General features: G+C 66.4%; 23 protein-coding genes and 1 pseudogene. 14 read left to right on the top strand and 10 right to left on the bottom strand.

What is annotated here, in order from left to right:
* From WMN78_RS05805 to WMN78_RS05795, 3 genes are all read right to left on the bottom strand, one after another.
* The coding region (locus WMN78_RS05805; RefSeq protein ID WP_340532589.1) for a lyase family protein at positions 1–833 on the bottom strand (833 nt) is incomplete at its 3' end.
* 49 nt (positions 834–882) lie between these two features.
* Positions 883–1,938 carry an asparaginase gene (locus tag WMN78_RS05800; protein ID WP_340532588.1) on the bottom strand — a complete coding sequence of 352 codons (1,056 nt, stop codon included), beginning with the start codon at positions 1,936–1,938 and terminating at the stop codon, positions 883–885.
* A 52-nt stretch (positions 1,939–1,990) separates the two neighbouring features.
* Complete coding sequence (locus WMN78_RS05795; protein ID WP_340532586.1) at positions 1,991–2,686, bottom strand: FadR/GntR family transcriptional regulator; 696 nt, start codon at positions 2,684–2,686, stop codon at positions 1,991–1,993.
* A gap of 120 nt (positions 2,687–2,806) precedes the next feature.
* Between WMN78_RS05795 and WMN78_RS05790 the strand changes: the two genes are divergently transcribed.
* From WMN78_RS05790 to WMN78_RS05775, 4 genes are all read left to right on the top strand, one after another.
* On the top strand, positions 2,807–3,220 hold the full coding sequence (locus WMN78_RS05790; RefSeq protein WP_340532584.1) for a hypothetical protein: 414 nt from the start codon (positions 2,807–2,809) through the stop codon (positions 3,218–3,220).
* 27 nt (positions 3,221–3,247) lie between these two features.
* Positions 3,248–4,576, top strand: a complete 1,329-nt coding sequence (locus WMN78_RS05785) for a DUF4241 domain-containing protein (protein WP_340532583.1) — start codon at positions 3,248–3,250, stop codon at positions 4,574–4,576.
* A 111-nt stretch (positions 4,577–4,687) separates the two neighbouring features.
* Complete coding sequence (locus WMN78_RS05780) at positions 4,688–4,972, top strand: helix-turn-helix transcriptional regulator (RefSeq protein ID WP_340532582.1); 285 nt, start codon at positions 4,688–4,690, stop codon at positions 4,970–4,972.
* Positions 4,969–6,198 (top strand): type II toxin-antitoxin system HipA family toxin, encoded by a 1,230-nt coding sequence (locus WMN78_RS05775; RefSeq protein WP_340532580.1) that lies wholly within the window; start codon positions 4,969–4,971, stop codon positions 6,196–6,198. Before WMN78_RS05780 ends, WMN78_RS05775 begins: the two co-directional genes overlap by 4 nt.
* Before the next feature lie 59 nt (positions 6,199–6,257).
* Here WMN78_RS05775 and WMN78_RS05770 read toward each other — a convergent pair whose 3' ends face one another.
* The gene (locus WMN78_RS05770) at positions 6,258–6,875 is read right to left on the bottom strand and encodes a uracil-DNA glycosylase (RefSeq protein ID WP_043485421.1); all 618 of its coding nucleotides are present in this window, start codon (positions 6,873–6,875) and stop codon (positions 6,258–6,260) included.
* Positions 6,876–7,676: 801 nt separating this feature from the next.
* Here WMN78_RS05770 and WMN78_RS05765 point away from each other — a divergent pair.
* Positions 7,677–8,993, top strand: coding sequence for a hypothetical protein (locus tag WMN78_RS05765; protein WP_340532577.1), 1,317 nt, complete (start codon positions 7,677–7,679; stop codon positions 8,991–8,993).
* Positions 8,994–9,057: 64 nt separating this feature from the next.
* Here the strand turns inward: WMN78_RS05765 and WMN78_RS05760 are convergent.
* A pseudogene (locus WMN78_RS05760) lies at positions 9,058–10,081 on the bottom strand (HNH endonuclease); the annotation flags it as partial.
* A gap of 187 nt (positions 10,082–10,268) precedes the next feature.
* The gene (locus WMN78_RS05755) at positions 10,269–11,174 is read right to left on the bottom strand and encodes an SRPBCC family protein (RefSeq protein ID WP_340532575.1); all 906 of its coding nucleotides are present in this window, start codon (positions 11,172–11,174) and stop codon (positions 10,269–10,271) included.
* Positions 11,175–11,331: 157 nt separating this feature from the next.
* Here WMN78_RS05755 and WMN78_RS05750 point away from each other — a divergent pair, with 157 nt between their 5' ends.
* The gene (locus WMN78_RS05750; protein WP_340532574.1) at positions 11,332–11,838 is read left to right on the top strand and encodes a hypothetical protein; all 507 of its coding nucleotides are present in this window, start codon (positions 11,332–11,334) and stop codon (positions 11,836–11,838) included.
* A 31-nt stretch (positions 11,839–11,869) separates the two neighbouring features.
* Here the strand turns inward: WMN78_RS05750 and WMN78_RS05745 are convergent, their stop codons facing one another.
* Together WMN78_RS05745 and WMN78_RS05740 are read right to left on the bottom strand one after the other, a co-directional pair.
* On the bottom strand, positions 11,870–12,649 hold the full coding sequence (locus WMN78_RS05745) for a GntR family transcriptional regulator (RefSeq protein ID WP_340532573.1): 780 nt from the start codon (positions 12,647–12,649) through the stop codon (positions 11,870–11,872).
* Between the two features lie 18 nt (positions 12,650–12,667).
* Positions 12,668–14,026 carry an aspartate aminotransferase family protein gene (locus WMN78_RS05740; RefSeq protein WP_340532571.1) on the bottom strand — a complete coding sequence of 453 codons (1,359 nt, stop codon included), beginning with the start codon at positions 14,024–14,026 and terminating at the stop codon, positions 12,668–12,670.
* 277 nt (positions 14,027–14,303) lie between these two features.
* On the opposite strand from WMN78_RS05740, the gene WMN78_RS05735 reads away from it, so the two are divergent.
* Together WMN78_RS05735 and eat are read left to right on the top strand one after the other, a co-directional pair.
* Entirely contained in the window at positions 14,304–15,344 is a 1,041-nt protein-coding gene (locus tag WMN78_RS05735; RefSeq protein WP_340532569.1) for a phosphotransferase enzyme family protein, read from the top strand.
* A gap of 109 nt (positions 15,345–15,453) precedes the next feature.
* Positions 15,454–16,887 (top strand): ethanolamine permease, encoded by a 1,434-nt coding sequence (gene eat, locus WMN78_RS05730; protein ID WP_340532567.1) that lies wholly within the window; start codon positions 15,454–15,456, stop codon positions 16,885–16,887.
* A 118-nt stretch (positions 16,888–17,005) separates the two neighbouring features.
* Here eat and WMN78_RS05725 read toward each other — a convergent pair whose 3' ends face one another.
* Both WMN78_RS05725 and WMN78_RS05720 read right to left on the bottom strand, forming a co-directional pair.
* Positions 17,006–18,550, bottom strand: coding sequence for an amidohydrolase (locus WMN78_RS05725; protein WP_340532565.1), 1,545 nt, complete (start codon positions 18,548–18,550; stop codon positions 17,006–17,008).
* A gap of 12 nt (positions 18,551–18,562) precedes the next feature.
* On the bottom strand, positions 18,563–19,201 hold the full coding sequence (locus WMN78_RS05720; protein ID WP_340532564.1) for an SRPBCC family protein: 639 nt from the start codon (positions 19,199–19,201) through the stop codon (positions 18,563–18,565).
* A gap of 278 nt (positions 19,202–19,479) precedes the next feature.
* Between WMN78_RS05720 and WMN78_RS05715 the strand changes: the two genes are divergently transcribed.
* The 6 genes from WMN78_RS05715 to WMN78_RS05690 all read left to right on the top strand — a co-directional run bounded on the left by WMN78_RS05715 (position 19,480) and on the right by WMN78_RS05690 (position 25,069).
* The gene (locus WMN78_RS05715) at positions 19,480–19,881 is read left to right on the top strand and encodes a hypothetical protein (RefSeq protein ID WP_340532563.1); all 402 of its coding nucleotides are present in this window, start codon (positions 19,480–19,482) and stop codon (positions 19,879–19,881) included.
* On the top strand, positions 19,878–20,933 hold the full coding sequence (locus tag WMN78_RS05710; protein WP_340532562.1) for a zinc-dependent alcohol dehydrogenase family protein: 1,056 nt from the start codon (positions 19,878–19,880) through the stop codon (positions 20,931–20,933). The genes WMN78_RS05715 and WMN78_RS05710 overlap by 4 nt, the downstream gene beginning before the upstream one ends.
* A complete protein-coding gene (locus WMN78_RS05705; RefSeq protein WP_340532560.1) occupies positions 20,930–21,376 on the top strand; it encodes a flavodoxin family protein in 447 nt (148 codons plus the stop codon). Before WMN78_RS05710 ends, WMN78_RS05705 begins: the two co-directional genes overlap by 4 nt.
* Before the next feature lie 40 nt (positions 21,377–21,416).
* Positions 21,417–23,174, top strand: coding sequence for a DUF4389 domain-containing protein (locus WMN78_RS05700; RefSeq protein ID WP_340532559.1), 1,758 nt, complete (start codon positions 21,417–21,419; stop codon positions 23,172–23,174).
* A 207-nt stretch (positions 23,175–23,381) separates the two neighbouring features.
* Entirely contained in the window at positions 23,382–24,206 is an 825-nt protein-coding gene (locus WMN78_RS05695) for a DUF4397 domain-containing protein (protein ID WP_340532557.1), read from the top strand.
* Positions 24,207–24,286: 80 nt separating this feature from the next.
* Positions 24,287–25,069, top strand: a complete 783-nt coding sequence (locus WMN78_RS05690; RefSeq protein ID WP_340532555.1) for a class F sortase — start codon at positions 24,287–24,289, stop codon at positions 25,067–25,069.
* The last annotated feature ends 61 nt before the right edge of the window (positions 25,070–25,130 follow it).

Below are 25,130 nucleotides of genomic sequence, written 5' to 3'. Positions count from 1 at the left end.
ACGTCCTGGGTGGCTTCGATGAGGTCCACGGCGGTGACCAGGGGCAGGCCGGTGACTTCGGCCAGGTGCCGGCAGGCTGCTTCGGCGTAGCCGGGAGGGGCGTTCAGGCCGGTGCCGATGGCGGTGGCGCCGAGGTTGATTTCGTGGATCAGCAGGTCCGCTTCGGCCAGGCGCAGCCGGTCCTCGCCGATGGTGACGGCGTAGGAGCCGAATTCCTGGCCCAGGGTCATGGGCACGGCGTCCTGCAGCTGGGTGCGGCCCATTTTGACCACGGTGCGGAATTCGGCGGCCTTGGCGGCGAAGGCGTCTTCGAGTTCGGCCAGGGCGGCGAGGAGTTCGCGGGCGGCGAAGATGGTGCCTAGCTTCACGGCCGTGGGGTAGACGTCGTTGGTGGACTGGGAGAGGTTGACGTGGTCGTTCGGGTGCAGCCGTGCGTAGTCGCCCTTGGGGTGGCCCAGGATTTCCAGGGCCCGGTTGGCGATGACTTCGTTGGCGTTCATGTTCGAGGACGTTCCGGCGCCGCCCTGGATGACGTCGACGACGAACTGGTCGCTGAGTTTGCCGTTCATCACGTCGGTGCAGGCGGCCTCGATGGCGTCGGCGCGCCCGGGGTCCAGGAGGCCGAGTTCGCGGTTGGTGCGGGCGGCTGCCAGCTTCACGGCGGCGAGGCCGCGGACCAGGTACATGTTGGAGGAGAGCGGCTGGCCGCTGATGGGGAAGTTCTCCACGGCGCGGAGCGTGTGGACGCCCCAGTACGCGGCAGCGGGCACGTCGCGGTCACCCAGCAGGTCATGTTCGGAGCGGAAAGCGGCGGGGGATGCAGTTTCGGTCATGAATATCCTCGGGAGGCGTGGCTGGGGAGATGGATTGGCGGGGCAGCGGCTAGTTTGCCGCGGCGAAGTCGGTGGCAGTCAGCGTGCCGACGGGGCGGCCGCCGCCCAGGACAGCGCCGGTGGCGATGCCCGCCAGCGGTGCGGTGTCGACGTCGAGCGCTTCCAGAGCGCGGACGGTGACCGGCATGCGGGCGCGGTCCCCGCCGTCGGAAATCTTCACGGCCACGGCGCGGCCGTCCGGCAGCCCGACGAGCTGGACGCCCTCGAATCCGTCTTTGGCCACCGCTCCGGGGAGCAGGCGCATCAGTTCGGTGACGTCGCGGCCTTCGCCTGCCACCATGTGGGGGTGCTGCGTCATGGAACGCCCGACGGCGGCTTCCGGACTTCCGGGGTCGGTCACCACCGCGGCGGCAAGGCGGCCGAACGCGCGGGCCATGCCGCGGAGGGTGAGGGCGAACAGCGGAGTGCCGCAGCCGTCGGTGCTGGTGCGCTGGGGGCGTTCGCCGGTGAGTTCCCGGACAGTGGCGGCCACGAACTGCTGCAGGGGGTGTGCCGGATCAAGGTAGCCGCGGACCGGCCAGCCGTTGATGACGCAGGTGGCGGCCATGGCGGCGTGTTTTCCGGAGCAGTTCTGGGTGAGTTGCGTGGCGGTTCCGCCGGCGCGGAGCCATTCTTCGCGTTCGTCCGGGCCGTACGGGAGGTCGGTGCTGTTCTCCAGGGCGTCGGCTGTCAACCCGTGCAGTTCGAGGATGCGGAGCGCGCCGTCGCGGTGTGTGGCGGCTCCGGAGTGGCTGGCCGCCGTGAGGGCAAGGAGATCGGCGGGCAGGTCAAGGCCGGCACTGACCATGGCCACGGCCTGCAACGGCTTGAGGGACGACCGCGGGTAGAAGGGTGCCAGCGGGTCGCCCGCGGAGAGCAGCGTGCGGACGCCGCCGTCGACCGTTTCATCCCGGGCGGTGGCGATCACCGAACCGTAGTGGATGCTTTCCACGAGCCCGTCGCGGGTCTGCACGGCCAGGGGGATGTGCAGCGGCAGGGCTGTGATGTCCGGGGTGTGGTCCTCGTTCCGGGCCGGAGCGTGGGCGGGCAAGGCAGGGGAGAGCATGAAGTCCTTGGGGTCGGTGTCGTGCGTTGGTTGCGTGCGGGGTTTGGTGCGGTTACTGGCTGAGGATGGAGTCGAGGGCTGCGCCCACTGCCTGCAGGTGCTCCTGCATGGCGGCGCTGGCCTCGGCGGCGTTGCCGGATTCGATGGCGGCCAGGATTCGCTGGTGTTCCTGGTCCGAGGCGTGCTGGCGGTCGGCCACCATGTTGAGGGTTTCGGACTGGTGCGCCAGGGCGTCGCGGATGTCCGAGACCACGTTTTCGAACACCTTGTTGTGGCTGGCGCGGGCCACGGCTGCGTGGAAGCTGGAGTCGAGGGTTACCCAGGCTTCGGGGTCATCCTCGGCGGCCATGGCGGTCACGATGTAGCGCAGCCCTTCAAGCTCCTCCGGTGTGCGCCGTTGGGCGGCGAGGCCGGCGGCGGGGACTTCGATGTGGGGGCGGGCCTCGGTGAGGTCCAGGGCGGAGTACTGGCCGAGCACCAGGTCCTTGGCAACCCGGCTGGCCACCACGAATGTGCCGCGGCCGGTCTTGGTCGTGGTGAGGCCGAGGGCGTTGCAGGAGCGCAGGGCCTCACGGACCACGGACCGGCTCACCCCGTACTGCTGGGCGAGCGTGGCTTCGGAGCTCAGCTTGGCGCCGACCTCTAGCTTGCCGGCTTCGATTTCCGCGCGGAGGACGTTGAAGACGGCTTCGGCCGCGCTGAGGCGGGCGAGGGGCTGTCCTGCTGTCCGACTGTCTGACAGGTTCACCCTTCAAATATGGCACGGGTCACACTGAGTGTCAATTGTGAAGGGCGCGTTTGGGGATGCACCGGTGCGCCTCCCGGCCAAGGTCTTCCTTATCCAAGGGCCCCTGGTTAGTCTCCTCCCATGGATGAATACTCGGAGGAACTCGTCAACCTCGCTTTCATGGCGCTGGACCACGCGATCGATTCAGTAGTCTCGTCGGGCGCAGATCTGGTGCCGTTTGTCATTCGGGAGCATGGCGGCCAACGGAACCTGCAGCGTTACCTCGTGGGGGATCAGCTTGAGGCAGGCGTCGCTGCGGCCAGGCAGTCCGTCAGGGAAGAGCCGGCGCCGGATCGCGCAGCCGTTGCCTGGGATGGGTTCATGACAACTTCGGAGGGGCGGCAGGAGGCCGTTTTTGTTGAGTCCTACGAGCACGGTACGCCGGCAGGATTCATCATGGCGCAGCGGTATCAGCGGGCCGGTTTCCTCAAGAAGAAGCGGGAATCCGTGGGGAATCCCGCCCTCGTGGAGAAGAATACGGCGCCGCTCTTTTAGCGTGGAGACGGCGGAAAGGTGCGTGGCATGACTCAGAACGAGGTCCGCGGCAGGATCGAGGCATTCGTTTCAGATTTTCACACGAGGTGGGAGCGGTCTGGCAAGATGCCGGGCATGGCCGCGTTCGACCTCGGCGCCTTCCAGGCTTGGGCAGCCGAGCTGGAGGAACTGGTCGCGACCCATTGCACCCCCGGAGTCCGCACCGGCCAGGAAGGTGCGCTGTCTTCCAGTCCTGCGCACGACCCGGCCGCCGAGCAGATCACCCAGATCGAGGTCGACGAGGATACGGCGACGGTCCGCTCGGTAATCCAGGCGGCCGGGAGCGCCGCCTTCTACTACGAATACCGGCTGTTGTGCAGCGACGACGACTGGCGGATCTCCCAACTTTCGACCTTCCTCGACCCGCCCAGCGCACCCCTGATAGATCCGGTCCGGGCCGAGGCGCTCATGCAGGGCGCGACACCCGACGCCGCCTTGCCCGACCTGCCGTCGCAGCTGGTGCTCGACGTGCCGGGATTGTTTACAGCGGGCCGGTTGGTCGCGCCGTTTGGCAAACCAGCGCCGCTCGAGGTCCGCCATCTTGGCGAGCTCACCTGCGCCTCCGGGGTGCTGACGATTGTGGACTTCGGATCCGTTGACGCACACATCGTCCCCTTGACGCGACGGGTGACGCCGGGGACCTATCCAGTTGAAGTCTCCATGGTGGCGGGCGTGACGGTCGCGGTCAGGCTGCTGCTCTCCGAGTCGCCGGAGGTTAGCTGGCACCCCTCCGAGTTCACCGACGGCACGCACGAGGTGGGAGTCGATGCCGGAAACGTCGCCCTTGTCGACTTTGGCGCGCTGGTGGCGTGCCAGGCCCAGCGCGTCGAGGCGATGTTTCAAGAGCACGTAGGGCGGCTCATGGAGACGCCGGGCGCCATGTTCACCCTCACCGGCGGGGTGGCGGATGCGGTCATGGTCACGAGCGGATATGGCGACGGGACCTACCCGTGCTACTGGGGCTTGGCCGCCGACGGCAGTCTCACCTCACTTGTTGTCGACTTCCGCGTGCTCGCTGAGAACATCCTTCGCACCAGCCACGTACCGTTCCGCCCCGGGCCCGTCGGCACACCGGAACTCGCCCGTCACGAACTCCGGATCTCTGCGGATAACGGGTCCTTCGTCGTCAGCAACAGCGGCGAGAACATCCGCGGCTTTCGGGTGCTGGCACCGGACGGCGCGCTCCTTGTGGACGGAGACCATCTCGGCATCTTCATCACGCGGGGCACCTCGAATACGACGTGGAACCCGGACGCGCCTCCTCCACCCGGCTCCGTCCTCGAGGTCATCGAATACCTCGGGTACCGGCACATCTGAGCGTCCGACCGTCGGCACGTTCGTACCGGTCTGCTCCAAGTAGTTATCCCTGACTGGGCGTAGACTCCTACTTGGGGATAAAACGGCACGATCGTACCTATCGGAGCAGTCATGACGGAAAGTTTCACGGCCGCGTTGGCAACAGAGGTGCGCTCACGTCGGACATCCCTGGGCCTGACTCAGCAGGATCTCGCGGACATGGCCGGAGTTTCAGAAAGATTCGTCAGATTCGTGGAGCAGGGCAAGCAGAGTATTCAGCTGGATTCCCTAACCGCCGTGCTGGAAACCCTGGGCCTCGAGCTTCGCCTTGCCACCAGAACCAGCCAGGCCGCCCGGGCGCTGTCCGCACCTGCACCGGTTCAGGGCCTTGCGGCCCGCGAGGAAACAGAATTATGAGGCACCGCGTCGCCGATGTCTACAAGGCCGGGGTACTGGCCGCCCGCCTAGAACGGCACGGCGGGGGCACCATGTTCAGCTACCTGCAGGCGTACCTCGCGGCGGGAGGTCCCGCCGTCGCCAGTTCCCTGCCGCTGAGCGCTGAGCCGGTGCTGTCCGCAGCGGGGGCTGCGCCGCCGTACTTCACCGGGCTGTTGCCGGAGGGCAGGCGGCTGAATGCGCTGAGGCGATCGGTGAAGACCAGCGTTGATGACGAACTCTCGCTCCTGATCGCGGCCGGTGCCAACCCTGTGGGCGATGTCCAGATCGTGGGCCACGATGAGCCGCTGGATCCGGACGAGCACGCCGTCGAACTTAACCCGAAGGCGCCGGTCGATTTCGATGCGCTGCTGGGCGATTCCGGACTGATCGATCCCGTGGCGCTCGCCGGAGTGCAGGACAAGCTGTCCGCCGGGATGATCTCCATGCCCGTGGCCAGCGCCGGTCGCCGCTACATCCTCAAGCTCAATGCGCCGGAGTTCCCGCACGTGGTGGAGAACGAGCTGGTGATGTTCCGCTACGCCGCCAAGCTGCGGATTCCGCTGAGCAAGGTACGGCTGATCCGGGACGTCGGGGGCCGTCCGGGGCTGCTGGTGGAGCGGTTCGACCGGATCCCCTTGGCAGGCGGCGCGCACGGCGCGGTGCAGCGGCTCGCCGTCGAGGACGGAGCGCAGGTGCTGGGGCTGTATCCCGCGGACAAGTACAACGTGGGGTACGGACAGGTGTGCCACGCCCTTGCCGAGTACTGTTCAGCGCCGCTGCCGGCATTGCGGAACCTGGCCATCCAGGCGGCTTTTGCGTGGTTGAGCGGCAACGGCGATCTCCACGCGAAGAATGTGTCGATGGTGCAGCAGCCGTCGGGGGAGTGGTCCATCGCCCCGGTTTACGACATCCCCTCCACAGTGGTTTACGGGGATAAAACGCTCGCCCTCACGCTGGACGGCAAGCGCACCGGGATCTCGCGAAAGCATTTCCTCGGCTGGGCGAGAGGCCTGGGACTGGCGGAGCGCGCCGCCGTTCAGGTTCTCGAGCTGGGCCTGAAAGCTTCGGGTCCGCTGGTGGCTGACCTGGAGTCAGGCACCGCTTTTGCTGCAACGAACGACGACGGCGTCCCGCCGTTTTCTGCGACGGTCACCAGGTCCTGGCTCAAGGAGCTCAAGCACCGGCGAAGGCTGCTGGAAGGGTAAGGAACGCTGCAACGCGAAGGTGAGTCCCGGCGTCGGGCGTCACCTATGGGTAGCAGTAATTAGAGGTGCTGAATTCCGGCCCGCTGCATCGCGTCTCTGTAGATCTCGACGCTCTTGCTCAGAAGTTCTTCCTGCTTGTTGGCGGAGACAGCGAAGGCCCGGCCGCCGAGGGCGCTGGCCTTGTAGATCTTGATCCCGGAGTTTTTGAGGGACTGGTGGTATGTCTTCTCAAAGAGGGTCAGGAAGGTCTGGGCATCCGTGCCGTGGGCGATGATGGCCGAGACGCGCCGGTTGATCTTGAGGAACTGGCGGAAGGGCCTGAGGCCGTCCGTCTTTTCCTGGACGTTGAGGGCTGAGGGGAGATCGGGGTCTCGCACCCAGGGGTAGGCGTTCCATGGCATGACGTAGCGGGGATCGAGTTCCACGATTTCGTAGATTGAGGTGGCCCGCCGGGCCGCTTCGTCGTCATTGAAATGCGAAACGAAGCCCGATTCGGTGCCCTTGCCGGGACTGACATGGAGACTGACGATTCTGCATTCGTCCTCGTCATGGACGGGGTCGATGTACGGGACAACGGAGCCCGGCTTCTTTTCCATGAGTTCGTCGCAAAGCTGGGTTACAGCAGCGATGTTCGGTTCCTGCAGCAGGGCCTTTTTTTCGTCCCAGTCAATCGTCACGATTTCTCCCTCAGCACACGGCGTCCAGAATCAGGCGTCTGGTTCCACTCTACGCTTTTGGCCGGGGTTGATGTTCTGCGGATTCCGGAAACAGGGGTTGCGGCCCCGCTTTCGGGCTCCGTTGCAAGAGTCCCCCGCCCTATTTTCCGGCGGAACGTACGGGCGTAAGCTTAAAGCGCCTGCAGGTAACCGTTCAGATAACGCGGGCCGTTCGGGACATGCGAATGTCCGGGCCGTCTCCATAGCGAGATCGCGAAGGTACCTGCAGGTCTTTTCTGTTTAAGGCGTAGCGCCAGCTGCTCCTTACTTGTACACCACCCCAATGCCGGTCCAGCCTTACTTCCTGCGTGTCTTCTTCAAGAAGGCAGCGGCCTGACGGTAGGCCTTCTTCGCCTCTGGACTGTTGGCCGCACGGTAGGCTTTTGCGCCATTCTCGGCAAGCTTCCGGGCCTTCTCCTGCACTACAGGGTCGGTAGCTAGGTCATGCACTTTGGCAGCAGCCTGCTTCACCCTCGCGCCCCCGCCTTAACCGCTGCTGCGACTTTGTCCGCTTTTCCTGCCACAGTTTTCTCCATACTTTGTTTGGTTTGTTCCCGAGATTAGCACCGTGTGAGATTGTGCCCGAGGACCTGAGTCAAGTGGTGACATGGCACATTCATGCCTGCAACTCCCCGCAGACCAGCTCGCTGTACTCCCTTTCGCATCGCCTGGGGGCGGGGTGCCATTGCTCGGCCGCACCGATCCTGAGGACTCCGAAGTGGCGCCAGCTCTGCCAGGACCGGCGTGTGTGAAGATGTTGGGATGACCGACAATGACCGTGAACTTTCCCTGTACGTCGACGGCAGCGACGCCTTGGTGGCAGGCGACCCGATAGCAATTGCGGAGCTGTTCCGCAAGCTTGATGTCAAAGAAGAGGCCAGAGCGAACCTGGGGTCAGGGGTGGTCGATCTGCTTGCAGGCCTGGCTGGGGCGGCTGCGACTGCCATGGCGGCAAATGTCGAGGGAAACTCCTTCCACATGACTCCGGAGTCCTACGCTCGATTCCTGGAGCTCGTCGGGTCCACCGAGGAAAAGCTCGGGATTGTCAGCGGTGTGCTGCGACAGTCCGATGGCAGGATCGACACCATCATCGAACTGGTGAGCTCCTCACCAGTCAACCCTGCCGCGGCTGCGAACGTGCAGATCATGGCCGCAACTTTGGCGATCCGCGTGGCCCTCAAAGACCTCGATACCCTCGTTCAGGCTGTGGACGCGAAACTGGACACGATCATCCGGGATAACCGGGACGAGGCGCTCGGTAACGTGCAGGGTACAACCCACGTCCTGGATAAGGCGTTTGGGTTCTTCGAGGAGACCGGCCGGCTTAACGACGCCCTTTGGGATCAAGTGTCGGGACAGGCGGCCACGCTTGCCCAGGCGCACGCTGTCGCCCTCAACCACCTCAACACCATTGCGGACGGCCTCGCCGTCAAAAATCTGGGCAAGCGGGTGAGCAGTGCCGAGGCGGCTGCCAAGGGCGAACTGAAGCATTGGCTGGTCATCGCGGCTGTGACTCTCACAAACATGGTCCGCATGGACTCCCTGGAGGCTGTCCGCAGCGCGAATGACGGATCGGATTCTACGGCTCACTCCCGACACATCGCCAAGTCGCGGGAGCGGCGCATGGCAAGCACCACCGCGGCACTTCAAAATCTGTCCGACGCCGTATCGGCGGCGGTGGACGTCGATGCATTTACCCGCGTTACGAATCCCATGGAGATGGCCAAGCTCTACACCGCCGCCGAAGAACTGCAGCGGCTACTGCGGATCTTCAGTTCGAACTTCGGCATGCCGGAAGCCTCAGCCATCAAGCGCACCCAGTGGCACGAATCGGTACTGCGCCTGGGCCAGAAGGCTACCGGGGCGGTGGCAGGTGCCGCCGCTGCTGTTGCCGAAGGAGTGGTCTCCGTTCCGAAAGTCATTGGTGATTCCGTCGAGGACACCATCCTGCATGTCGCCAAGGGGATCGAGGCGCGGCGCGCTCCGGTTGAACCCCAGCATCCGGAAACGGACGCCGGACTTGAGGCGGCCTCGGCGACAGAACCGGAGGACGCGGCTACGCCGCTGCCGCAGCCCTGACCCTCCCGAACCTCAGCATCTTGGCGACGTGCCGGAATTCGCGGCGCTGGCGGGACCTCGTCGTCAGATGCCTGATCGGAGCGTCGCAGAATGGCGTGCGGCAGGTGTGGTCGCGGACCTCGATAAAGCGGCCCAATCCGGGCGGGAAGAGCCTTGCCCTCGAGTCCATCGCCACGAGATCCCCGCTGCCCGGGGCGGTGTAGAGCCGCCGGAGCCAAACGTTCAGGGGCCGGTCATGGCTTTGGCCCTGGGCAGCGATCTCCCGCGCCCACCCGGCGGGGACCACGCCGTAGCCGGGAAGCCGGGCCGGCTCGCTGTCGGCCTGGAACAGCGTGCGGTCCGTCATGACCAGCTGGATCTGGACCCCGCTGATTCCACCTGCCGTTCCCGTGACGCGTTCCACCAGCGCATCGGCCATGATTTGGCCGCGTGAACCGGGGGGCGCCGTCGGATCGCAGCGCGTCCGCATGCCTGGTGAGCGCTGCGTGGACGGCCACACCCTCCGCGACCGGAAGGAACGCTGTCAGATAGCACATGGTGTCGGGCGCGGGGCGGAGACTGACATGGCGCTCGGCGGCGGCGTGGCTGGCACAGTCCGCAACGGACCTCGGATCGCGCCGATAGGCGGCGGACCGTGCCGCGGCAATTACCGCACGATCGCCTGCTCCACTGAACCTCCCGACGTCGGACGCCAACTCTTCGTCAACGGCGCTGCGGTCAGTCGGGGAGAGGCAAGCGGTTTCGCGTACCAAAAGTGCGGCCCGCCACTCACTAACCTTGCCGGTTTCCAATCCGGCGAGGGTATGCGGCATCTCTGTGACCAAGGCCTACGCCAGTCCCAGGAGCCGGCCGCCTCTGGCCGGTGATTCCCGCCGTGCAAGAGCGATCTGCGCAGCGACGCCGGCACCCTGCTGATCGGTGGGGATGCCAGCGCGGGCCTGCTCACTGCGCTGCTTTAAGTCGAAGGCAACCGCGATCCGGGCCTGCCGTGCGGCCGCAGCGGACTTCAGATCCTCAAGTTCACGGAGCTGGTCGATCATCCCTGCGCTGTCCGCTGCCGGCCGCGCGCCAGCCAGTGTGCGGATCATTTCCGTGACCGTCACACCGCTTGCTGCCTCGGAGACCACTTCAGGTCCCTGCCCGCCATCCATGTACAGAGTGTCCTCGTGAGCACCGACATTTAACGCTACTCGCTGAAGGAACAGGCAAGGGGCGTCGCCTCCCGTTCTTGACGGGAGGCGACGCCCCTTGTGCTCGCCCCTGATGAGATGACTCCTAGTGCTGGCCGAGGCTCCCTGCCGCAGGCGGGAGGCCGCCGTCGCGGTTCTCCTCGTTACGGCGCTCTGCGGCGCTGCGCGTGTCGCTGTCCGCGGTTTCGTCCGAATCGCCCTCGAAGTCCACCAGCCCGTTGGTCTGGTCGAACGGCTTGGCAATCCGCTCGTCGCTCAAGGCGGAGCCGGTGCCGGAGGTCGCGCCGACCGCTCCGACGGGCTCCACGTAGCCGGAAGCGTCGGTGGCCGGAACGGCTGAAACCGGGGTCTCGGAGACGGACGCTGTGGTGGTGTGAGCGGGGCTGTTGTCCTTGTCCCGCATGCTCGCGGCCACGCCGGCTGCGGCCGCTGCAGCAACGCCAACACCCGCCGCCACCTTTCCGGAGACGCCGGCTTTGCCGGAATCGCCGCGCGAAGCCGCCGCAGCGTCCACACCGGGAGTCCCTGGCGCGGCGCCCTCATTGACGGTCCCGCGCCACGCACCGCTTGCATAGCCTTCGTCTTCGATGAAGTCCTTGAACCTCTTCAGGTCCGACTCCACCTGGCGGTCCACGACATGAAGTTTGTCTCCGATGGTCTCAACGATGCCTTCCGGTTCGTATTCGAGTGAAAGCTGCACCGAAGTCTGGCCCCCTCCCACGTCCTCGAAGGTCACGGTCCCCGCATTGGTTGCGCCTTCGGTTGCGGCCCAGGCGACCTTGCGGTCCGGGACCTGCTCCAGGATCTTCGCCTCCCACTTCCGGCGGACACCCGCGATTTCAGCCACCCATTCAAGGCGGTCGTCGCTGAGCTGCGTTACGCTCTTGACGCCACCCATGAAGTGCGGAAATTCCTCGAACTGGGTCCACTGGTTGTACGCCGTGCTTGTCGGGACGTTGACCAGAATGCGTTTCTCGACCTTCGTGCTCATGGTGTCTCCTTTGACTAGGACGGTTGTACATTGACTGACGACGGCGATGATCCGCCAAGTAGTCAGCATGCTTACTATAACTTCCATGCCGTCATCCGGCTAGAGTTTCTTTGGCGGCCGCCGCCGTTCCACGTGATCACGAGCCAAGGACCCAACGATGCAGGTCAACAAACGGGCCCTCCGGGAAGACGGTTTTGCGGGCTTCCGGACCTTCGCGGAAGTCGAGATTAACCGGATTCCGCAGGCACCTGGGATCTTCGCCGTCCTCCAGCCCGAAGGATTTCAGGCGCAGTTCCTGGCCAGGAGCACGGCAGGCGTGTTCAAGAAAAAGGACCCGTCACTTTCCGCAGAAAAGCTCGCTGCCGAATGGATCGACGGCGCGGAGATCCTCTACGTTGGAAAGGCAGGACCGGGCAGCAAGGGCAACCGCGGGCTGCGCCGGCAAATCCAGGAATTCCTGGACTTCGGCAACGGCAAACCTCCTGGACACTGGGACGGCCGGCTCATCTGGCAGCTCGCGAACGCCAATTCCCTGCTCCTTGCTTGGAAAGAGCTACCCGCAGGCGGGTTGAACCTGGCCGAGGCCAAATATCACGCCGACTTCCGTGAGACCTACGGCCGCCTCCCGTTCGCCAACCTGGTCCAGGCCCGGCTCAAGGGCTAAGGATAGGGCCGCAAGTGTCCGTTCGCGCTGTTTAGTCGCGGCCCAGCCGGACTGTCCGCTTCCAGTTGGTTCCGTACTTCTGCATATGGACGCGAGTCCGGTCAGCACGGAAGAAGTCGCGGGCGAACTCCACAGGAGTTCCATGCACGTCCCAAGCCACCCTGCGGATTTCCAGCAACGCCGATCCGGGCGGAACATCCAGCACGCTTGCCTGCTCCTGCGTGGCAGGCACCGCCTCCACCGTCTCATCGGCCCGGTCCAGTTCCAGCCCGTATTCGGTCGTCAGCAGGTGGTACAGCGAGCCCGTCAACGGATGCGTGAGCAGTCCCGGGAAGCGGGCTGCGGGCAGCACCGACAGGTCCAGTGACCACGAGGTCCCGTCCACCAGCCGCAGCCTCTGGATGCGCAGCACCGCATCTCCGCCGTTCAAATACAGGTTCCGCCGCTCGTCTGGCTGCGGCAGGCCCATCTCGGCGCGCACCACGGTGGTGGAGATGGCGCGGCCCTGGTGCAGCACCATTTGGGGCACGCCCTCCACGGTGTTCAGGTGCCGCTGGATCCGGCCGTCGTTGAAGAACACCCCGCCCGAGCGGCCCAACACCCGACGGACGGTGCCCTCGGCCTCCATCCGGTCGATCGCCTGCCGAAGGACGGCCCGGCCGATTCCGAGCCGCTCGGCCAAGGCGCGTTCACTGCCCATCAGCTCGCCCGGGCGAAACATCTCCGCCCGCGCGAACCGGGCCAGTGCCGCGTGGGCGGCATCGGCGGCCGTCATTCTGTCCGGCTGCTCTCCGCCTGCGCCCATTGCCATCGTCCCAAAATATACAAACTAGGCGCCGAGCGCATTCAGCGACTCGTCAAGGGCCCCCACCAGCCAGTCGATGTCCATAGGCTGGAAGGCCAGCGGCGGGCGGAGCTTCAAAACATTCCCGTGCGGCCCTGCAACGGACGTCAGCACGCCGCGTTCCCGCAGCTGTTCCAGCACGGCCAGCGCGAGCTCGCGGTCCGGTTCACGGGTGCTGCGGTCCTTGACCAGCTCGAAGCCGATGAACAGACCGGCGCCCCGCACATCCCCCACCGACTCATGGGTGCCCGCCAAACCGGCAAGCGCCGAAAGCAAGTGCGCTCCGACCACGCGGCTGTGTTCCTGCAGCCCCTCTGAACGGATGGTGGAGAGAACAGCCTGGGCAGCTGCCATGGACACCGGATTGCCGCCGAATGTGTTGAAGTAAGGGATCGTGTCGCTGAATGCGGCTAGGACGTCGGCTTTGGCCACCAGCCCGGAGACGGGAATCCCGTTCCCCATCGGCTTGCCGAGTGTGACGACGTCGGGAACTATTCCGTGGCGCTGGAACCCCCAGAACGCCTGGCCGGTCCGCCCGAAACCGGGCTGCACTTCGTCCGCGATGATGATGCCGCCCGCGCGGTGGATGACGTCGGCTGCTTCGCGCAGGTAACCGGCGGGGCCCGGCAGGACGCCGTCGGACGAGAATATCGAGTCCGCAATAAAGCCGGCGAACTTGATGCCGTTCGCCTCCATGTCCGCGATCGCAGCGCGGATCTTGTTGGCGAACCAGCGGCCGAGCTCCGCGCCGTCCGCACCGGCCTCGGCACCCAGCCGGTAGGCATCCGGCGCGGCAACAAGGCGCGCGGTGGGTGCGAGCGGCTGCCCGGTTCCCAGCGCAGGCGACACTCCCGAGGTCAGCTCGGATGTGCCGTGGTACGCCTCCGTGGTGGCGATGATGCCCTCGCCGCCGCTGTACGCCTTGGCCACGCGGATGGCGAGGTCGTTCGCTTCGGATCCGGTGCACATGTACATGGCCTTGTCGAGCTCGGCAGGCATGGTGGAGAGGAGATCGTCCGTGTAATCCAGGATGCGTTCGTGCAGGTACCGGGTGTGCGTGTTCAGCTGCTGCATCTGCGCGGTCACGGCTGCCGTGACGGCCGGATGGCAGTGGCCCAGGCTGGCCACGTTGTTGTAGGCGTCGAGGTATTTCCGGCCGGCCGCGTCCCACAGGTACTGCCCTTCGCCGCGGACCAGGTGCACTGGGTTGCGGTAGAAGAGCCGGTAGGAGGCGCCGAGGACCGTGTCCCGGCGCTCGGTCAGCAGCCGCGTCTCGGGGTCGAGGCCGGCGGCGTCGTCCGTGCGGAAGCTGTTGGTGTCCATAATGGTGGAACGGATGACCATGGCTGGTTCCTTGCTGATCGGTGCGTGCAGTTTCGTCCGTGCGGGCCCAACCCTCGAATCGAATTTCTGTCCTTCCAGTATGTTTGGGCGGCGCCGCCGAAAACCTCCCGCAAATTAAGCCGGCGTTACTAAAAGCGGCCGCAAATTGAACGGTTTGTTTCCGAGTCGCGGCTTTGTTTCGAGGCGGTAAATTCCTCCGGATCGGCACGGTTCCGCCGGTTCTGCCGTGCAATACTCGCTACTGGAGCCCAACCCTCCTCGCCTCCGAGGAGCATCCATGAACACCATGACCGACACTTCCCCACTCGCCGTCTTCAACGGCCTGCGCCGCGGGGAACCCGCCCCTGAATGGATCGGCACCGCCGTCATGTCCGCCTGGGGCCTGACCCCGGACCGGACCGTGATCACTTTGATTGCCGTCTCGGAGAACGCTACGTTCCGGATCGAGGTCGACGGCGTTCCCGTGTCCGTTCTGCGCGTGCACCGTCCCGGGCACGTGGGGGATGCCCGCCAGATCGCCGGCGAGCTCACCTGGGTCCGGCGTCTGGCGGAAGAAGCGGAAGTGCGCGTTCCCGACGTCGTGCCCACCGCCAGCGGTTCCCTCCTGCATACCTTCACGGATCCGGGCGGGTCCGAATGGCACTGCGTAGCGTTTGCGTTCGTCGCCGGGGACATCCTGGAGGACTTCGCCGATCCGCGGCCCTACTATGCGGAAATCGGCGCCACGACGGCGCGCCTGCACCAGCAGGTCAGGCGCTGGCCGCTGCCGGCCGACTTCACCCGTTTTTCCTGGCAGCTGAGCGACATGCTTGGTGAAACGAGCAGGTGGGGGGACTGGCGTCGCGCAGGCCTCACGCCCGAACAGGCGGCCGTGCTGGGCCGTGCCGAATTCGCAGCAGTCACGGCCCTGGACGGCCTTCCCGTCTCCGGTGACAACTGGGGCCTGGTGCACGCGGACCTGCGCCCGTCCAACATCATGATCGACGGCGGCGCCCTCACCGTGATCGACTTCGACGACTGCGGCTTCTCCTGGCTGCTGTACGACTTCGCGTCTGCGCTGTCCTTCATCGAGCACGAGCCCTACGCGCCGGACATCGCCAAAAGCTGGGTGGCAGGCTACCGGACCGTCCGCCCGCTCACCGACACGGACCTGGCCCACGCCGCCGCGCTCAGCATGATCCGGCGCCTGACCATGCTCGGCTGGACCACCACCCACCGCGCCGACGCGCTGCCGGCCGAACTCTGGGACGCCCAGATCCCCGGCACCGTGGCCGTCGCCGAGCGCTACCTGGCATCGCCCACCTGGCTCTTCGACTAAGCCCGGCTCTCGGCTGAGTCTTCGCTTAGTTCCCCCGCTCTGCAACCGGGCCCGCCCGGCCCCTTCCCTGCATGCCCAAACTTCACTCCCACCTTTCCCGGAGACTCCCATGACTGAAACCCTGCCGGCCGCGGAACAGCGCGCCGTCGACAAAGCCTATTTTGAACAGCGGACCCTCAGGCGGGGTGCCGCCGGCTGGCTCCTTCTGGCCGGCCTTGGCCTCTCGTATGTGATTTCCGGCGATTTCTCCGGCTGGAACTTCGGCCTCGAAGCCGGCGGCTGGGGCGGCCTGCTGATCGCCTTCGTGCTGATGGGCGTTATGTACGCCTGCATGGTCTTCGGTCTCGCCGAAATGTCTTCCGCACTTCCGGTGGCAGGCGCCGGCTACGGCTTCGCCCGCCGCGCACTGGGCCGCCTGGGTGGTTTTGCCACCGGACTCGCGATACTCATCGAATACTCGATAGCTCCGGCCGCGATCGCCGTTTTCATCGGCGGCTATGTGGAGAGCCTGGGCCTGTTCGGCATCACGGACGGCTGGCCGGTATACCTCGTCTGCTTCGCGTTGTTCATCGGCATCCACCTCGTTGGCGTCGGCGAGGCGCTCAAGGCGATGTTCGCCATCACGGGCATCGCGGTGGTGGCGCTCATCGCGTTCGTCGTCGGCATGGTGCCGCACTTCGACGCCACCAGGCTGTTCGACATTCCCGTAAGTGATGCCGCCGGTGCCAGCGCTTTCCTGCCCAACGGTTTCGGCGGCATCGTCGGCGCGCTGGTCTTTGCCATCTGGTTCTTCCTGGCTGTGGAGGGCGTTCCGCTGGCCGCCGAAGAGGCAGAAAACCCGCAACGGGACATGCCCCGTGCCATCATCGTGGCCATGTCTGTCCTGGCGTTCACCGGACTGTCCGTCCTGATCCTGGCACCGGGCGGGGCCGGCAGCGCATTGATGAGCACGTCCGCGAGCCCGCTGCCCGATGCGCTGCGCGCCGTCGGCAATGAAGGCCTGGCCGTCTTCGTGAACTACGCCGGCCTCGCCGGGCTGGTGGCCAGCTTCTTCTCGATCGTCTATGCCTACTCCCGCCAGCTCTTCGCGCTGTCCCGTGCCGGCTATCTTCCCACCTGGCTCAGCCGCACCAACTCGCGGAAGACACCGACCTGGGCGCTGATCGTCCCCGGCATCATCGGCTTCATCCTGGCCGCCGCAGTGGGTGACGGTGACAAACTCATCAACATCGCCGTCTTCGGCGCAGCCGTGTCCTACGTGTTGCTCAACCTCTCACACATCGTGTTGCGCAAACGTGAACCCGAGCTGCACCGTCCCTACCGGACGCCCGGCGGGGTGGTGACCACCGGCGTCGGACTTGTTCTTGCGATCATCGCGGTGGTTGCCACCTTCTTCGTCGACATCCAGGCCGCGGCAATGACGGCCGGCATCTTCGTCGTCGGGCTGCTCTACTTTGCCTTCCACAGCCGCCACCACCTGGTGGCGGGCGCGCCGGAGGAGGAATTCGCCCGCATTCGGGAGTCGGAAGAGGAGCTGCGCTGACCTGTGCAGCTCCACAACGACGACGGCGGGGGCGGCTTAGGGCCGCAGGTGTCCGTTCGCGCTTCGAGCGCACGACGGCGGTGGCGGCTTGGGGCCGCAAGTGTCCGTTCGCGCGTGGTCACCCTCCGGACGCAACGGCCCCGCCGCCGTCGTACGTGAACCTGCCTGCGACCAGGGTCGCAGCCACGGGCATGGACGCGAACACCTCGTCCGGGACGCCAAGCGGGTCGTCATCGAGCATCGCGATGTCCGCCGGGTCGCCCACCCTGATCCGGCGCCGGCCCCGGGAGGACGCCGCCAGGGCCTTCTCCCGGGTGATCGCCTGCTCGGGGTGCCACGGTGCGCGTCCGTCCCGGCCGGACCGGGTGGTCGCGGCCGACATCGCGGTCCACGGATCCAGGGGCGCCACCGGAGCGTCCGAACCGAAGGCCAGTGTGGCCCCGGCCGCCAGCAGCGACCGCAGCGGGAACGCCCTGTCGGTGCGCTCGCCCCAGTTGGCGTCGGCGGCGTCACGGTCGTCGAGGGCGTGCGCCGGCTGCACACTCGCAGTCAGTCCCAGCCGGCCAAAACGGGCGAAGTCCTCCTGCCGGACAAACTGGGCATGTTCGATCCGCCCTGCGATGCCGGCGGCCTCGAAGGCGTTCAGCGCCACCTGGTTCGCGGCGTCGCCGATCGCATGGACTGCGGGAACGAAGCCGGCTTCCCTGGCCCGGACAAGCAGTTCCACCAGTTCCAGCTCACTGACGGTGAGCAGGCCCCGCCCGCCATGCGGATAGGGGTCGACGCAGTAGGCGGTCCGGGTGTTGAGCGAGCCGTCGATCAGCACCTTGAGCGGGCCCACACGGAGCAGGCCGTTCCCGCCGGGAATGTCCTGCCCTGTGCGCATGGCCTCATCCCGGGCACGCTCCAGATGCTCCGGATAGACGCCGGCCTCCACCCGCAGGGAACCAAAACCGCCGCTAACACGTCGGAGCCACACCTCGCGGTTCCAGGTCATTTCAAAGTCCACGATCCCCACCACTCCCCGGGCGGCTGCCTTCCGCGCGGCCTCATCGACCCAGGCATCAACTACTGCATCAGGCAGGCGGCCCAGCTCGCGGGTCAGGGCGAACGCCGGCTCCTCCCGCAGCAGGCCGCCGGCGTCCACCTGAACCCCGTAGCGTCGCGCGGCCGCACTGTTCAGCCAGACGCAGTGGAGGTCGTGGCTGATCAGCGCTGCAGGCACGCCGTGAGTTACGGCATCGAGCATCGCCAAGCTGGGAACGTCCGCCCAGCCCGCGTCGCGGAAGCCGACGCCCACCAGCGTCGGGTTGCTGCCGCCGTCGTCCGCATCCATACGGCCGCTGCCGCGGCTGGCGGCGATACCCGAACCGACGACCTCGACGGCGTCACCCGCCGACGCGGCGTGCGACAGGTCGATCCGGTTGGCGGCCATGGCCCACTGGGTCATGTGCACATGCTCGTCCCACAGGCCCGGGATGACGTAACGGCCGGCTAAGTCAACAACGCGGGCCCCGTCAAAAGCGCTGGTGCCCACCGGCCGCTCATTCGCCGCCGTTATCCGGGTGACAACACCCCCGGCCAGGTGAATGTTCGAAGAGCCCTTGTCACCGGGCTGCCGGACGGCGGTAAGGACGAGGTCGGGTGCTCCGGGTTCAGGCATACGGACAGGCTACTAAGAGTTCCGCTCTGCACGGCTCCTGATCCCATGGAGCATTTGCCGGGACATGATGAAACTGGCAACCTCCACCGCCTCCACCAGGCAGCGGGCCCACCACTTCAGGTAGGCGTACCGCTCCCGCACCAGCAGCCGGGTGGTGCCGTCGGGCTGTGGCTGCAGGACAAATGCCCAGGTGAAGTCGAACGGCCCTGGCGGTGAACCGGGAGGAACGCGCAGCACGAGGGCGCTGCCCGGGTCCACCAACCCCACCTCCAGGTCCGCGGAAGCAGCCGGTGCCAGATGAAAACGATCGCCTACTTTGATGTCCTGCCACTCCGGGTGGATCCGGTCGGCACTGTGGATGTCCAGGCCGGCGAGGTTTTCCAGGAAGTCGTAGCTGTAGAGTCCGCCGCGTCCCTGACCCATCTGCGCCAGCCAGGGCCACACTGCATTCACCGGGGCCTTGATGGTGATCGCCCTTGTTGACTGAAGGTTGGGAGCGGCCAGAAAATCATCGCCCGGCAGGCCGCCGTCGGCTTCGGCAACGGTGGCACCCCAGCGCAACTGGAAGCGCCGGAACAGGATGCCCGCTGCCACCAGCCAGGCCAACACCGCGGGCTTGGAGAGCTGTTTGATGTTTTGTGGCTTCGTCATCGGGCAATTCTCCAGACCGCCGAGCACCCTGTCACGGGCCATAAGCCCCGGGGCCGGTCCACGCGGCATGCATTCCGGCCCCGGTATACGGGACTTTCGTCCCTTACCCCTGCTGCGCGGACCGGCCATCCTTGTTGTGGGGCATTTCACGCCTGCGTTACTCACGCACGCACCTTGGGGGAGGGAAATGCTTCGCCGAGCAGCAAACAGGTCTCGCTACAACATTGGGGAAGGGCTGGCGCACTGCGCCTCCCGAACACAGCAGGAGACCCGGTTTCATGAACCAGCACGCACGAACTGTCCTGGGTCCCCGACCCTCCGCCCTCGCTCGTCACGGGCTCCCGTCTACCACGCACTACGAACATTCCGACCACCGGCTGAAGGTGGTGGTCCGCATTGAAGCGGACCTGGCCGCCGCCAGCATCGAAGTCCGTGGGGTTGTAACGGGCGCCAACCTCCGCGCGCTGTATGTGGTGGCCCGGCGAACAACGTCGCTGCTGCACGGCAAAGAACTCACTATCGATCTCTCCCACGCCCGGGTGACCGATACGGTCCTCGAGCAACTCCACGAATGCGCCCGCCTGTCCCGGCTGGCATCAGGAGTGGACCGTTCGGTTGTGCCGTGCTCCGTGAAAATCGTGGACCCCGGTTTCATCCACAGAGTGAAGGAGTACGCATGAAAGCGCTCGTCTACGGCGGTCCCGGCGAAAAATCATGGACCGATGTCCCGGATCCCACCATCCAGAACCCCAGCGACGTGATCGTCAAGGTGGACACCACCACCATCTGCGGAACGGACCTGCACATCCTCAAGGGGGACGTGCCCGCGGTGCAGAAGGGCCGGATCCTGGGCCATGAAGGCGTGGGCACCATCACCGAGGTGGGCTCCTCGGTCACCAGCCTAAAAGTGGGCGACCGGGTCATCATCTCCTGCATCAAGTCCTGCGGCCACTGCGCCAACTGCAAGACCGGCCTTTACTCGCACTGCATGGGCGAGGAAGGGGCAGCCGGGATCGGCTGGGTCTTCGGACACCTGATCGACGGCACCCAGGCCGAATACGTGCGCGTCCCGTATGCGGAGAACTCACTCCATCTGCTGCCCGAAGGGGTCAGCGACGACCAAGCCGTGATGCTCTCCGACATCCTTCCCACCGGCTTCGAAATCGGCGTGCAATACGGGCGGGTCAAACCGGGGGACACCGTGGCGGTTGTGGGCGCAGGACCGGTCGGGTTGGCAGCAATCGCCACCGCCGGGCTGTACGGCGCTGCGACCATCATCGCGATCGACCTTGACGCGAACCGGCTGGAAAAGTCCCGCGAGTTCGGCGCCACTGATGTCGTCCTTTCCGGCGACCCGGACTGGAAGGAACAGGTGCTGGCGCTCACGGACGGGCAGGGTGTGGACGTGGCCATCGAAGCGGTGGGCATCCCTGCCACTTTCACCATGTGCGCGGACATCGTTCGTCCCGGCGGCAACGTGGCCAACGTGGGCGTGCACGGCAAGTCCGTGGAGCTGCACGTGGAAAACCTCTGGATCCAGAACATCAACATCAGCATGGGCCTGGTCAACGCCAACACCACGCCGATGCTCCTGAAGCTGGTGGCCCAGAAGAAGGTTCCGGCGGAGAAGTTTGCCACCCACCACTTCACGTTCGACCAGTTCATGGACGCCTACGACACCTTTGCCCGCGCCGCCGAAACCAAAGCTCTTAAGGTAGTGATCACGGCGTGAAAGCGCTGGTTGTCTACGACTCCGCCTACGGCAACACCCGGCAGGTGGCTGAAGCTATCGTCGCCGCCCTCGGGCCGCTGCAGGCCCAGGCTGTTTCCGTGACGGAGTTCAAGGCACCCGCGCTCGCAGAAGGCGACCTTCTCGTCGTCGGAAGTCCCATCAACGGCTGGCGGCCGACGCCGAAGATCACCGAGCTGCTGGATGCCCTCGGCGACGGCCGGCTCCACGGCGTCAAAGCGGCGGCCTTCGACACCCGCGTGCGGCTCTTCATCCACGGCGACGCGGCGAAGAAGATGACCGAATCGCTTAAAACCGGCGGCGCGGAGATCATCTCCAAGCCCATGGCCTTCTACGTAAAAGGCAGCGAGGGCCCGCTCCGCAGCGGGGAACTCGACAAGGCGGCCGCATGGGCCGCTGACCTGCTCAAAAGAGTGGGTAGATAGCCGCCGGGGGGCCAGGCAAGAGGCAGAAAGGACTGCGGCCATGAAACCAGGCCGGATAGTCATGCTGGTGCTCGGCACCCTCGCCGCCCTGATGGGGCTTGGACTGCTCATAGCCGCCGCCGGCGTCGGATGGGTTAACTTCCAGCAACGCGACAACGGGTACTTCACCACGCCCACCGAGCGGTACGACGTGGCCACCCGTGCCATCACTTCGCCGGGCCTGGACGTCCTGGTGGACGAGGAACTGCCGGACGTCCTGCCGGTGGACAGCGCGGGCCGGATGCTGCTGCGCGGCACGTCAGCGACCGGGCAGGAGATCTTCATCGGCATCGGACCCCAGGAGGACGTTGCCCGCTACCTTGCCAACGTCCGGCATTCCGAAATCACCGAGCTGAAATCCTACCCGTTCCGGGTCCAGTACCGTGAGGTCCCCGGCGACGCCGAACCCGCAGCCCCGGGGGCGCAGCCGTTCTGGTCCACGTCCGCCCAGGGAAGCGGCACCCAGCAAATTGAATGGGACCTGCGCAGCGGCCGCTGGGCAGTGGTGGTCATGAACGCCGACGGCGCGGCTCCGGTTTCCGTAGACCTGCAGGCAGGCGTCCGTTCCGATCTGCTCTGGCCGGTGTTCATCGGGCTCCTGATCGGCGGCATCGTCCTGCTGGTGGTGGGGGTCCCGCTGATCGTCGCCGGTGCCGCCGGACTCGGCAGGCACGGGCCGCCGCCGCACCGGCCGGCAGCCGGACCCATGGTCCCTGCGGCAGGGTCCGTGGGACCAGGGGCCGAAGCACCCTACGGTGCAGCCCCATCCGGAGCGGCCCCCTACGGTGCCGGCCCCTATGGTGCGGCCCCCTATGGTGCAGCACCTGCGGCGATACCGCCCGGCGGTGGCATGCCGCTGCCCACGGACCCGCAGCCTTCGGACACGTCCCGGTACCCCGTGCGGCTGAACGGTCACCTCGACCCGCGACTCTCCCGCGGCATGTGGCTGATCAAGTGGTTCCTGGCGATCCCGCACTACATCGTGCTCTTCTTCCTGTGGTTCGCGTTCTTCGTGACCACCATCGTGGCCGGCTTCGCCATCCTTTTCACCGGCCGCTACCCGCGCTCGCTGTTCAACTTCAATGTGGGCGTCCTGCGCTGGAACTGGCGGGTTGCGTTCTACGCCTACGCAGCGATCGGGACAGACCGCTACCCGCCCTTCACGCTGGCGCGAACCGACTACCCGGCGGACTTCGACGTCGACTACCCCGAGCAGCTCGCCCGGGGCCTGGTGCTGATCAAGTGGTGGCTGCTGGCCCTTCCCCAACTCCTGATCGTGGCCGCCTTCTCAGGTACAGCGAGCACTTGGGGCAACCGGCGTATGTGGGTTGACGGGAGATGGGTTGACGGCAGGTGGGTTGACGGAACCTGGGTGGGATACGACGGCGGGGGCGGGGGGATCTCGCTGATCGGGCTGCTGGTGCTCGTGGCAGGCTTCAGCCTGCTGTTCACTGGCCGTTTCGGCCGGAGGCTTTTTGACCTGCTGATCGGCCTGGACCGCTGGATTTACCGCGTCATTGCTTACGTGGCGCTGATGCGCGACGAATACCCGCCGTTCCGCCTCGACATGGGCCCGGCCGATCCAGCCGACGTTCCGCCCGCCGGCCATGTTCCGCCTGAAGGCTACCTGCCGCCGCCGGTCCCCGCATCGCAAGCCGGGCCGCCACCCTCGCCGCCTGTGCAGCCGCCACCACCGCCACCGGTGCAGCCGCCGCCGACGGCACCGCCACCCGGCCCCGCCGGGCCGCCTCGCGTCTAGCAACCTCCGAATATCCCGGCAGCGGCCGGGCAGTCCAACAGGACCGCCCGGCCGCTCCGCTGTGGCCACCCTTTGCGCAGCCCCGCGAGCTATGTCCATCCCCTGAAAAAGATATTTGCATGCATGTGCATCCAGAAAGCCCCGTGCGCCGGTAATAGGGGTGTAAGCAAAAATCGCCCGCCTGGCGGGCCGTTGAAGGAGATGTAAATGCGTACCAGCCTTTTCACAGCGGGCGCCGTGGCAATTGCGGCAGCTCTCACCCTTGCCGGCCCCGCCCAGGCGGCCGAGTCCGATGCCCAGCTTTCCGTTCTCCATGGGGTCCCGGGACTGACCGTCGACGTGTGGGTCAACGGCGAACGTACCCTTGACGATTTCACCCCCGGCACTCTGGCCGGTCCGTTGGCCCTTCCGGCCGGGGACTACGATCTGGCAATCACCGCGGCCGACGCCGCGGACGCTTCCGCTCCTGTGATCGGGCCCGTGAAGGTCACCCTCGCTGCGAGCGGCAACTACACCGCCGTCGCCAACCTCGATGCAGAGGGCAAACCGACTGCCAACTTCTTCACGAACGACGTTTCGCAGATCGACCCCGGCAAGGGCAAGCTCACGGTGCGGCACACGGCAGCGGCGCCGGCCGTGGACATCCTCGCCGGCGGTGCCCCCGTCATCTCCGGCCTGGCCAACCCCAACGAGAAGATGCTGACGCTGGATCCCGGCACCCTGTCCGTTGCGGTTGCTGCCGCCGGCACCACGGCTCCGGTCATCGGCCCGGCCGATGTCACAGTGGCGGAAGGCACGCACACGGTGGTGTACGCCTGGGGCAGCCTTGCGGACAACAACCTGCAGCTGGCCGTGCAGAACATTGAAGGTCTGCACTCCGCCCCTGCCGGAGTTCCCGGTGGACGTTCCGGCGCCGCTGACAACGAAAGCGCATCAGCCGCCGCCGTGGGCATCGGCGCCGCGGCACTCCTGCTGCTCGCCGGCGGGGTCGCTGTGTCCCGCAGGCAGCTGGCGCTCCGCCGGACCCGCTAGGCCGCAACCGCACACCCCGGCCGCCCGGTCACCCCGGGCGGCCGGCCCCTGACATCCACCGGCAAAAGAGGAGGACTGAGATGCATCGCACGACGACGGCGGAGGGCCCCCGCCGGCCCCCGGTCCCGTACCGGCCGGCTGCCGTGCCTTGGTCCGCCGCCTGGAGGTCGGTTGCCGGTGTAACTGCGTGCCTGCTGATTGCAGGTTGCGCCGCGACCGGGGACACCACTTCTCCGCAGTCCGGGGCCTCGGAGGCGACGGTCACGGGGAAAGGCCCTACGGAGACAGCCGCTCCTGAAGCCGCCGGTCCCGGCACATCGTCATCGCAGTCCCGGCCGCCGGGGCAGGCAAACCCGACTCCGGTCCCGGCGTCGGCCGTCCCGGTCCGTCCGGCAACGCCGGTTGCCCGGGCGCCCAAGGACCCGGCGCCTCGCTTCCTCACTGTCGAAGGCACCACCATCAACATGCCGATCGTGGAGGTGGGAGTCAGCGCTGGCGGGGCTATGGAGATCCCGGAGCCTTTCAACGAGGCCGGCTGGTACCGCTTTGGACCTGCCCCCGGAGCCGCCGCGGGCACCGCGGTGGTCGCTGCGCACGTGGACACCACCTCCGATTCGGCGCCCTTCTCCCAGCTCAAATCGCTCGCACCGGGCACCCTCGTGACCGTCCAGCGTGACGGGGCGGCACCGGTGACTTTCCGGGTGACCGGAGTGGAACTCATGGCCAAAGACGCATTCGACGGCGCGTCCATCTTCCGGCGCGACGGCCCGCCCGGGCTGAAGCTCGTGACCTGCGGCGGCCGGTGGCTGGAGGAACAACAGGACTATGGTGACAATGTGGTTGTCACGGCGGTGCCTGCCTGATTCAGGACGCAGCGCTCATCGCCGCCAGCAGCAGCGGGAAGGAGCCGGACTTGGCACCTTC

Source organism: Arthrobacter oryzae (assembly GCF_037911235.1).
Taxonomy (GTDB): Bacteria; Actinomycetota; Actinomycetes; order Actinomycetales; family Micrococcaceae; genus Arthrobacter; species Arthrobacter oryzae_E.
The sequence above is the reverse complement of the archived record's forward strand: the minus strand, read 5'-3'. Positions and strand labels throughout refer to the sequence as shown.